Raw genomic sequence first — 10264 nt, forward strand, 5'->3', positions numbered from 1 at the left:
AAGGACATGACAACCTAAATACAACATAAGGATTTTTCTTGTCAACCAAAGGAGTATTTAACAACGAAAAGTGTCAACTAATCTCAGTACACTACATTGTACTGTGTCTACAAGCCGTTGGTAGTGTGGCTACAAACAGCTTGTAGTGGGACTACAAGTGGTTAGTAGTGTGACTACAAAAGGCTTGTAGTGGGTCTACCAACGACTTGTAGCCTTCATGCCAGTGCGTATGCCAACCAATGAAACTGTTCGCCTGAACAGGAAAGCACTAGAAAACCTTTCTTTTCAGGGAAACACTAACAATACGACAAAACAACGAACGTCTACACGAACAAAAGAAAACACAAGCTCATTGATTATTTCTTACAAAGGCTATGGTTTCATCGCAATCCCTGATATAGGTTAAACACCCCACCGATTTTAATGTTACTCCTCATCATCATAGCAGTAACAGCCTCGAAAAAACAAACCAATAATTTGTTCATTCGACAAAAAAACGATAAATTTGCACATTAACTAAGTCGTGTGCAACAACGCGCGGCAAGCATATAGATTAGAGAAAGGAGGAAACGAAGATGTCCATTTCCAAAACAAGACAAAAGTTAGTGGACGTGGCACGCCAGCTATTCGCACGCAACGGTGTGGCCAACACCACGATGAACGATATCGCCGTGGCGTCGGGAAAGGGCAGGCGAACGCTCTACACCTATTTCAATAGGAAGGAAGACGTGTATTATGCCGTCATCGAAGCCGAACTTGAACGGCTCTCCGACAAGCTAGACGAGGTGGCTGCAAAGAAAACCAGCCCGCAAGACAAGATTATCGAGCTGATATACACCCACCTCAGCATGATAAAAGAAACGGTTGTGCGTAACGGAAACCTACGTGCCGAGTTCTTCAGAAACATTTGGACGGTGGAGAAAATGCGCAAGAATTTCGACGAAGACGAGATTGAGCTTTTCCGAAAAGTGTATGCCGAGGGGAAGGCCGATGGTGAATTCGACATCGACAACGTTGAACTTGTGGCCAATATCACCCACTATTGCATTAAAGGACTTGAAGTGCCGTTTATCTATGGCCGACTGGGACACGGCCTAACCGAAGAAACCAGCAAGCCATTGGTGGCAAAGGTGGTGTATGGCGCATTGGGCAAACGCATCAATAAGCAATGAGAATACTCGTTTTTATTGCGCTCGCAGCCCCCATCATGGTTGCGTGCGTAGCCACGAAGCCCAAAGAAAAGGGGATTGTTACCACCAAACGCAGCCATGAGCAAGCCCCTAAAGCAACACCAACCATGAAAGACAGCACGCCAACACAACGTCTGGCCGTCCCCGACACAACCACGAAGTACATAGAAGAAGATGGTGGCATGACGCAAATTGAAAGCAAGTTCTTTACAGAAACGGCTTCGATGCAGGCCCTTTATCAAGAAACGATACGAAGGAAAGACATCGACCACCCCGAACTGTTATTGCCACAACTGCCTTCAAAGAGCAAAAGTGTGGATGTGGGGAGGAACGGACTTATTTCGGTATCCTACAAAATAAGCGCACATCAAGTAACGGTAGAGATGTATTACGAGGGTGGCGTAACCACACTTATCCTACGTGCGCAAAACGGAGGCGTGCAACGTGAAATCATCTACAGTGCCGATTAGACCCAAACGGCTATCGGGCAACAGGCGCAAACATTGTTTTGCCATGTCAAAGTAAGTTTGTACCTTTGCCTAACGAAATCAAAGTATTTTTCTAACATAAATAAAATAAAAATGGGATTATTAACAGGCAAAACTGCCCTTGTTACGGGAGCTGCCCGCGGCATCGGTAAAGCCATCGCATTGAAGTTTGCACAAGAAGGAGCAAACATCGCATTCACCGACTTGGTTATCGACGAAAACGGTAAGGCTACTGAGGCCGAAATAGCCGCTCTCGGTGTTAAAGCCAAAGGATATGCCAGCAACGCTGCCGACTTTGCACAGAGCGAAGAGGTGGTTAAACAGGTAAAAGAAGACTTTGGGTCGGTAGACATCCTCGTAAACAATGCTGGTATCACCAAAGACGGCCTTATGCTTCGCATGACCGAACAACAATGGGATGCCGTTATCGGTGTAAACCTCAAGAGTGCGTTTAACTTCATTCACGCTGCCATTCCCGTAATGATGCGCCAACGTGGTGGATCTATCATCAACATGGCATCTGTTGTGGGCGTTCATGGCAACGCAGGACAAGCCAACTACGCAGCTTCTAAGGCCGGTATGATTGCTTTGGCCAAATCTGTTGCTCAAGAAATGGGTCCCAAGGGCATTCGTGCCAATGCCATTGCTCCAGGCTTTATCGACACGGCAATGACACAAGAGCTGTCTGAAGAAGTGCGTAAAGAATGGATGAACCAAATTCCTTTGCGCCGTGGCGGTACGGTTGAAGACGTGGCCAACTGTGCCCTTTACCTCGCTTCCGACCTTTCTAGCTATGTAAGCGGACAGGTTATCCAGGTAGATGGCGGTATGAATACATAACATAAACAACGTTCGGGTTCGGCGAAAGAGCAACCATGTCCTTTCGCCGAATCAACGTTTCCGTTAGGCCAATGGGTTAATAAGCAGACGGATATAACAATTCGTTAACCCGTCAACTTGCTAACCCATCAACCCGAAAAGAACGAGCGTTACCCTAAATGTCTCGCGCAAGGCGACAGCGAAAGAGAGAGAAGCCCCCCTTTGGGGTGTCCATGCAAAATCAACCCTTAGATATCATGATTCCTGTTTACGAAGACAACCACATCATTATCGTATCGAAACACAGTGGAGAGATTGTGCAAAGCGACAAGACTGGCGATGTTCCACTGGTAGACATTGTGAAAAACTATCTCAAAGAGAAGTATGCTAAGCCTGGGAATGTGTTTCTTGGGGTGGTTCATCGGCTAGATAGGCCGGTGTGGGGGCTCGTTGCATTCGCAAAAACAAGCAAGGCACTAAGTCGCATGAACGCCCTTTTCAGAACGGGCGACGTGGAAAAAACCTACTGGGCCATCGTGCAATCGCCTCCCGAAAACGAATCTGGCGAACTGGTGCACTGGCTCACACGCAACGAAAAACAAAACAAAAGTTATGCGCACAACCACGAAGTGGCAGGCGCAAAAAAGGCCATTCTTAGCTATAAGGTTATCGGCCAATCAGAAAACTACACGCTCTTGGAAGTGCAACTCATGACTGGCCGACATCATCAAATACGTTGTCAACTAGCCGCTATGGGCTGTCCCATCAAGGGCGACTTGAAATATGGGGCTAAACGAAGCAATCCCGATGGTAGCATCTCGCTGCTTTCGCGAAAGATTTCGTTTGTTCATCCTGTCTCGAAAGAAACAATCTGTGTAGAAGCTCCCCTACCCGACGACAACCTTTGGCATGCATTTGGGGAGGAATAGGGCTTAACCAATAGAAATAAAACAAACGAACCGACAAGCATCTAGAAACCCTAAGTGATGCAAAATGCAGGCGATACTCTCAAAAAATGGACAAATAAAGAGCTGCGTTATGCTGAAAATTGCGGTTAATTGTATTATTTGCAAGCATACTTTTCACCAGAAAATATCGAAAGCACGACGCCTTTTTAAAAATTTAAGTTTTGTGGTGACGAGTACGTGAGTTTGTGAGCTGAAGTCAGAAAAACTTCAAGGTGAAAAACAAGAAAAAGAAAACCAAACAAATTCTTGAAGTCCCTCTGTTGACAAGTTGACGAATTTTCAAATCGCAACAGGTATATCGGAATGACGTGTACCCCTTGCAACTAGCAAGAATGATGTTCTTCGTTATTCCAAACTCGTGTATGGAATTATTTGGAGTACCATACATCACAGATATTAGTCCGTGTGCGCCATTTTACTTTTTTGATGGGTCTGAAACCAAAATGGCTGATGGTTATCATTAGGAATCTCTTTAATTCTGAATTCTTTTGTTCGTTGATGATTAAATTGCTCGAACGTTTCATTGTATAATCGGATATGTCTAGCCTACCTATATCTATCTTTGAACATAAATTGGAAAGAAATGGTAGCTCTACTTTGCTGTATATAATCAAAACTATAAAAGCCTAACAAATCTGTCTTTCTGTAGCGTTTCTCTTTTCTACCTTTGCAAAATAATTTCATTGTCGGTATACTCAATAACCACAGTCTGATTATAAAAGATACGCACTAGCAGAATTAACACGTTAGTGGCACCTAAGTACAAAAACAAGCTCGCCAATAAAAGGAGATCGTCGGAGACATAATTTATAAGTAGCCATGCAACTACACACCCCCAAAGGGCTCCACCAACAGCAAATATATATAGACGTAGCGTCGTTATGTCTGTGAATATTAATTTATATTCCATTGTTTCTTGATTTTAAATCATAAGACTGCTGCACCCACTCATCATAATTTTGTATACCAGGTGTCTGCATAATTCAATGAGGAGAGCCTACTTCGCCATTTAACTCTTTTATTTAATTTAAAACCAAAATAATGGGTTGAAGTTAATAGAAACTCTTTCAGACTTTCATTCTTTTGAAGTCTGACCTCTTCTGACTTTTCAAATGGACTATCTTCAAACAAGTTTAACCTACAACCATCTTTAAATACAAACTGTATCGCTATTTTGTATTGACTTGTATTTATATAATCAAGACTATAAAAGCCTAATAAATCTGTTTTTCTATAACGTTTTTCTTTCTTTCCTATTTGGAAAACGACATATTCCTTGGTATACCCAACAAGTACGGTCTTATTGCAGATTTTATGCAACAAATAGATGCACATATACACAATAGCACAGAAGGAGCAAGACATGATCCACCAATTATAATATTCGGTAGGGCAAAAGAATTTGATTATAAAATAACCGAACATGATGAATATCCCTACCCATATCGCAGATATATATGGAGGATAAGTTAAGACATTGGAGAATTTGTATCTATAAAGAGTATCCATATTATTTCATACCCAATTATTTATGCAATTGTTATTTGATGAGCATTGAGTACACAAGTGGCTAGTCTAGCTCATTATAACCATCCGTATTTATCATTTTTCCAGCTTTGTACAAATTTGCCATTGTTTATTTGGAAGACCTTTTCTTTAACAACTACATCACCATCTACTAATGCTACTGTTTCTCTTAACACTATCTCATATTAATGTGTTATCTTAAAGCCCAAACAGCGGCTTATATGACAAAAGCAGAGGATTATATTTTTGTGGATTGGTTTAATTGGATCTTAACGTTACGTCTTTTAACGACTTATCATTGGCGTTCAATATCAAACAACCTTGTGTACTCGTAGATTTTGGTCCTGTGCCATATTCAAACAAACGAATAACATATACGCCATTACCTTTTTCAATTTTCGCATGGACATTCTTTTCACTGAAAGACAATCTAAAATTCGAACATGACAATATGAAATCTTTCAACTTTTCAGCGCATGGTATCATCTGCGGATTCAATTTTAAACAAGTTTCATTGCTTATTTCCATTTTTGCCTTACCATAACAAGCTAAAACAACAAACGAAAATATAAATACAGCTATCTTTTTCATTTTAGATCTATTTATAAGCAAAAAGAAATAGTTTTAGAACTAGTCTATCGAAAATTGAGCGTTAGAAATGACACCAACTCCTTCTTGTATTCCACGGTATTTACGAAGAGTCTCATCATTGAACGTCTAAACTATTCTTTCGTTCAACGATGTTTGTTTTGAGCACTTTCTTTCTAAACACCTTCCATTGGCATTCAATGAGGTTATGGTTGGGTGAACATGAACGTAGAAACAGTTGTTTAATCCTCTTGCCAGTTTCGGCACACAAGTGATGTGAGCCTAATAAGACTCACACTCCTTGCTGTGCCGAAACCTACGAATAGGGTTTCGAGTGCCTCTTTGGATAAGTTAATATCATGAAGTTAAGACAGGCTTTCTATCGATACATTCCTAAATCATTGGCTCTCGACCATTATTCATCGTCCACTTACAACTTGTTAACTTGTCAGCTCATCAACTCTAACGGCTTTATCTCAGCTTATGCCCTTTAAACGCGAAGAAAGCGATGTAGAGGAAGCAGGGGAGGCAAATCCAATAGGCGTTTTGAGGGCCAAAGTTGTCTTTAAGCAAACCGAACAGAACCGTTACAACGGCTCCACCAATCAAGCCCATAGTAAGAACAGATGCGCCAGACTTGGTGAACTTGCCCAAATCTTGCATCGACAAGGGCCAGAATGCAGGCCACATCAGCGAACAACCCAAAGCAATTACGCCAATGCTAAACACGCTCAACGCGCCAGGAAGCAGCACAACAAGCAACGTACCCACAATGGCGATAATGGTGCAGATTTGCAATGCACGAGTCTGCGACATGTATTTGGGAATGAGTGCCACGCCCGAGATATAACCCACGCTAATGCAAAGAGGCGTAATCCACGAATAATTCTCGGCATTTTCAAGTCCAAGGCCCTTAGCATAGTCGATAAGTGTGGCCAAAGCGATGGTCTCAGCGCCTACATAGAAGAAGATGGCCAGGGCACCAAGCACCAAGTGAGGGAACTGGAAAATAGAAGTCTTGCTATTAGCATACTGCGATACCTGCGCATCTTCAGCATTCTTTGATGCCTCGCTCTCGTCTTCGCCTGCCGCCTTCACCTCGGGGAGCGGAGCCATCAACGACAAAACGCCAAGCCCAAGGAATACGGCGATGATGATATAGAAGGGCTTATCTAGTTGGCTAACGGTAAGATGTTCGCCTGCGACCAAGGTGATGAACCACGGCGAGATGGGCCAAGCCAGCTTATTGCATATACCCATGACACTTATTCGCTTGGCTGCGCTCTCTACGGGACCAAGAATGGTGATGTATGGGTTGATGGCTGTTTGCAGAAATGCATTGGCCGTACCGCTACAAAACGATGCAACGAGGAATAATACAAAGCTTTCTTGACTGGCCGAAACGATGAACACACCGAACGAAACGGCAAACATCAAGAATGCAACGGCCATTGTACGCTTATAGCCAATGAGTTTCACCAATTGGCCAGCGGGATAACCGAAGATCAAAAAGGGAATGAACGTTGCACCAATAAGCAGGTATGCACCAGCCGAGGGTACGCTTAGCGACTCTTGCAACACTGGCACCAAAAGCGAATTGATGCCTAGCGCAAAGCCACAAGAGAAGAACATCAGGCCTAAAAAGGCAATAGGCACTAGATAATTTTTGTTTTCTGACATAATGTTGGTTTATTAATTGATTGTTTACGTATGGAAAGAACAGGCAAGGAACATTTCGGTCTTGGAGCTTACTCCACTCTACCTAGAGCGCACATCTTCGATATGGAAGAATGCTTAACTTGCATGTTCGGGATATTATAAGGCGAAAGATGGATTGTTACGGGCTCACCATTATGGCGAATTAAGACTGTGTTGACATGCATAAGGGTAAAAGCGTATGGTATGTATGATGAAAATTGCAACACATGTCACATCTGCCAGCCGTTTTATTGCACTTGCAAATGGTGGCATGAGTCTGTTTCTGCAAAAGGTTACCACTTTTATTTCACCAATAAGCACAAATGTCTAAAGCATCTTCGTTGCTATTATCTGATTTTACTTGATGATACATAATTTGTTTTAGCAAAGTTACGACAAATGGAAGATATCGCCAAAAAGATATGAAAAAATAATTATTGATGCTCGACAAAAGCGTTGAGATTTCGACATACACCCGTTGAGTGGGCTATTACAGGCTGTTCTCTGCTTTCTCGCGCAGATATAACACCCAGCAAATGGGCATTAACAACGTTGGGCAAAAGTGCTTCAAGAGGTTGTTTTTGGCATGTACCCGACTTCGTTGAGTAACAACGTGCAGAGGAACAGACGTGTTCTTACATAACGCTTTCAAAGTTCTAAAAGAGAGCTTTATGCCTTTCTGTCATGGTACAGATGAAAAATAATCCTGTTACTTATCACATGGAACCCTGTTACATTTATGCTGTAACGCTGTTCCATGTGATAAGTAATGGCAGTTCAAGATAGGTATAACACGGCGGTAAGACTGGAAATTGAATTCTAGCGTTTAGCAACAGCGAAACATAAGGTGATTTCAAAGAACTAAATTCATGGCGTATTCATGAATAGAAGGCTGGTAAATGCTTCTTATGGGAAGAAAAAACAAAAGGGCATAAACAAGAAAAAGGGACGGACAATCGAAATCGTCCATCCCCTTTTTATTGTCTAATAGGGCGACAACCACTGCTTTATGTGGTTTTGTTCATCGCTCTCGTCACTTTTTCATAATAGCGTTGCGTCCCTTTAGTAGTGTACTTCAACCCTCCATTCCAAGCTCTTATGGCTCGTTCTACATTGTTCTTGGGGTTGTGACGCTTCTGAATAAGAAGGAACATTTCCTTCGATTTCTTTACGCTAAATCGATCTTTAAGTGTGTAAGCCTTCTTAATATTCAATTGCTTGAGATACAAGTTGACTTCTTTTACGCATATCGGTGTTATCTGCATGGCTCCAACAGACTTTCCACTTTTAGCAAATCTGTTTCCACCGCTTTCCACCTGAATAATTGCTTCCATAACAGGCTCCCAATTGAAATTACTGTTCGCCGCGTTATCCTCATTCTTTGTTGCTTGGGCTAAGCCCGGCAATAAACTTAAAATTGTAAAACATAAAAATACAATTCTCGTAAATCTCTCCATAATTTTTTATTTATGGGGCCTGAGCATGTAAACCATATCATTATAGCACATTTGTTGCCCGCGACTATTACTTTATGAGAAATAAGTTAAGTGAATAATCTCAGCCCCGTTAGATACCTTATCGAATAAGCTCTTCCGAAACAAGGGGAAGGGTCTATCCTTATTCTTATCGCATGCAAAGGTACGAAATAAAACCCAAATAACCAAATTTTAAGGCTAAAAACGGACCTTAACAACATTACAATATACTGAAAAACAGACAGTTAAGACAAACGAGAGAAGAAAGAAGAAATATGGAATACAAAAATTAAATCTTATTGGAAAAATAGGAAAAAGCGAACAATGCAAGACGAAACCAAGATTAATTTAATGGCAATTTGTATTAATTCGTGAGAAATATTATACATGCCGAGGCATATCTGAAAGTCCGCGAAAGATTAGTTTCCTATTAAACAGATTTAAGTATCAAGTTTTCCAGACATTTTACAACTTCTAAATGGCAGTAACAATGTGCACCTCGCCAAAGCATTTGAAAAAGGGACGCATAATGATATGCCAATTGAGAATCATACCGCTATAACAAGACAAATTAGATATCACACTTTCTACGAGCGGACATTACAGTGTACTATCAACCAACTTAACAAATGAAATGAAGCATTAAAGAGGGGTGCACAATTGCTTTCCATATATTCGTGATATCCCATTGATGGTATACAGGGTCTGCATCTATATATCATACCTCCTTGACAATTCAGCTACTAACGTACTCATGAACTTAAAAACTCACAAACTCATAAACTTATGAACTTATAAATTCATAAACTTAAAAGCCTACAACCTCACAAACTTAGCAACTTACAAACTCATGAACTTAAAAACTCACAACCTCACGCCCTCCCAAAACGAACAAGCCCCGAGTGCGAAACGTCGCGCTCGGGGCTGTCGTATGAAAAAAGGCGGCCACCTACTCTCCCGCATTGCATTGCAGTACCATCGGCGCAGGCGGGCTTAACTTCTCTGTTCGGAATGGGAAGAGGTGGGACACCGCCGCAATAACCACCTGATTAGGGTTTGACTATCGCACAAGCAAGGGAAGAAAGAGTGACGCGCCACGCGGCACTTATGTCCTGCGGCACTCCAAGCGGAGGGCCGACGACACGGCTGAGGTGAGGGAGGTAAGAAAGTTTCGGGCTATTAGTAGCGCTCGGCTTTGGCGTCGCCGCCTTTACACCTGCGCCCTATCGACGTCCTCGTCTGGGACGACCCTCATGAGGAGTTCTAATCTTGCGGCCGGCTTCGCACTTAGATGCTTTCAGCGCTTATCCGATCCAGACTCAGATACCCGGCGGTGCACCTGGCGGCACAACCGGTAAACCGGAGGTCTGTCCATCACGGTCCTCTCGTACTAGTGACAGGGCCACGCAAAACTCCAACGCCCACGATAGATAGAGACCGAACTGTCTCACGACGTTCTGAACCCAGCTCGCGTGCCACTTTAATGGGCGAACAGCCCAACCCTTGGGACC

8 protein-coding genes and 2 rRNA genes are annotated in these 10264 nt (G+C 42.5%); 5 read left to right on the forward strand and 5 right to left on the reverse strand.

Annotated features, from left to right (window positions below; all coding sequences use genetic code 11):
- The first annotated feature begins 575 nt into the window (after positions 1–575).
- The 4 genes from F453_RS0113875 to F453_RS0113890 all read left to right on the forward strand — a co-directional run bounded on the left by F453_RS0113875 (position 576) and on the right by F453_RS0113890 (position 3426).
- Positions 576–1172, forward strand: a complete 597-nt coding sequence (locus F453_RS0113875; protein ID WP_009236300.1) for a TetR/AcrR family transcriptional regulator — start codon at positions 576–578, stop codon at positions 1170–1172.
- Positions 1169–1660, forward strand: a complete 492-nt coding sequence (locus F453_RS0113880; protein ID WP_033404392.1) for a hypothetical protein — start codon at positions 1169–1171, stop codon at positions 1658–1660. The genes F453_RS0113875 and F453_RS0113880 overlap by 4 nt, the downstream gene beginning before the upstream one ends.
- 111 nt (positions 1661–1771) lie before the next feature.
- Positions 1772–2518, forward strand: coding sequence for a 3-oxoacyl-[acyl-carrier-protein] reductase (gene fabG / locus F453_RS0113885; RefSeq protein WP_009236302.1), 747 nt, complete (start codon positions 1772–1774; stop codon positions 2516–2518).
- A 236-nt stretch (positions 2519–2754) separates the two neighbouring features.
- A complete protein-coding gene (locus F453_RS0113890; RefSeq protein ID WP_018968549.1) occupies positions 2755–3426 on the forward strand; it encodes an RluA family pseudouridine synthase in 672 nt (223 codons plus the stop codon).
- Between the two features lie 1824 nt (positions 3427–5250).
- Here the strand turns inward: F453_RS0113890 and F453_RS0113905 are convergent.
- Positions 5251–5583: a hypothetical protein gene (locus tag F453_RS0113905; protein ID WP_018968552.1), complete on the reverse strand. Its 333-nt coding sequence runs from the start codon at positions 5581–5583 to the stop codon at positions 5251–5253.
- A 468-nt stretch (positions 5584–6051) separates the two neighbouring features.
- A complete protein-coding gene (gene gluP / locus F453_RS0113910) occupies positions 6052–7260 on the reverse strand; it encodes a glucose/galactose MFS transporter (protein ID WP_018968553.1) in 1209 nt (402 codons plus the stop codon).
- Positions 7261–7486: 226 nt separating this feature from the next.
- Here gluP and F453_RS16455 point away from each other — a divergent pair, with 226 nt between their 5' ends.
- Positions 7487–7609 carry a hypothetical protein gene (locus F453_RS16455; RefSeq protein WP_262502562.1) on the forward strand — a complete coding sequence of 41 codons (123 nt, stop codon included), beginning with the start codon at positions 7487–7489 and terminating at the stop codon, positions 7607–7609.
- Positions 7610–8285: 676 nt separating this feature from the next.
- On the opposite strand, the gene F453_RS0113915 is transcribed toward F453_RS16455, so the two are convergent.
- The 3 genes from F453_RS0113915 to F453_RS0113925 form a co-directional block, all read right to left on the reverse strand.
- Positions 8286–8735: a lytic transglycosylase domain-containing protein gene (locus F453_RS0113915; protein ID WP_018968554.1), complete on the reverse strand. Its 450-nt coding sequence runs from the start codon at positions 8733–8735 to the stop codon at positions 8286–8288.
- Positions 8736–9689: 954 nt separating this feature from the next.
- A 5S ribosomal RNA gene (gene rrf, locus F453_RS0113920) occupies positions 9690–9802 on the reverse strand.
- A 109-nt stretch (positions 9803–9911) separates the two neighbouring features.
- Positions 9912–10264 (reverse strand): 23S ribosomal RNA (locus F453_RS0113925); the annotation flags it as partial.

Origin of the sequence: Hoylesella loescheii DSM 19665 = JCM 12249 = ATCC 15930, assembly GCF_000378085.1 — a bacterium.
GTDB classification, from domain to species: domain Bacteria; phylum Bacteroidota; class Bacteroidia; order Bacteroidales; family Bacteroidaceae; genus Prevotella; species Prevotella loescheii.

What these genes read in the sequence shown, in the direction of transcription:
- F453_RS0113890 (WP_018968549.1), top strand. Translation starts at nt 2,755, where the DNA reads ATGATTCCTGTTTACGAAGACAACCACATCATTATCGTATCGAAACAC.
- gluP (WP_018968553.1), bottom strand. Translation starts at nt 7,260, where the DNA reads ATGTCAGAAAACAAAAATTATCTAGTGCCTATTGCCTTTTTAGGCCTG.
- F453_RS0113875 (WP_009236300.1), top strand. Translation starts at nt 576, where the DNA reads ATGTCCATTTCCAAAACAAGACAAAAGTTAGTGGACGTGGCACGCCAG.
- F453_RS0113915 (WP_018968554.1), bottom strand. Translation starts at nt 8,735, where the DNA reads ATGGAGAGATTTACGAGAATTGTATTTTTATGTTTTACAATTTTAAGT.
- F453_RS0113880 (WP_033404392.1), top strand. Translation starts at nt 1,169, where the DNA reads ATGAGAATACTCGTTTTTATTGCGCTCGCAGCCCCCATCATGGTTGCG.
- F453_RS0113905 (WP_018968552.1), bottom strand. Translation starts at nt 5,583, where the DNA reads ATGAAAAAGATAGCTGTATTTATATTTTCGTTTGTTGTTTTAGCTTGT.
- fabG (WP_009236302.1), top strand. Translation starts at nt 1,772, where the DNA reads ATGGGATTATTAACAGGCAAAACTGCCCTTGTTACGGGAGCTGCCCGC.
- F453_RS16455 (WP_262502562.1), top strand. Translation starts at nt 7,487, where the DNA reads ATGATGAAAATTGCAACACATGTCACATCTGCCAGCCGTTTTATTGCA.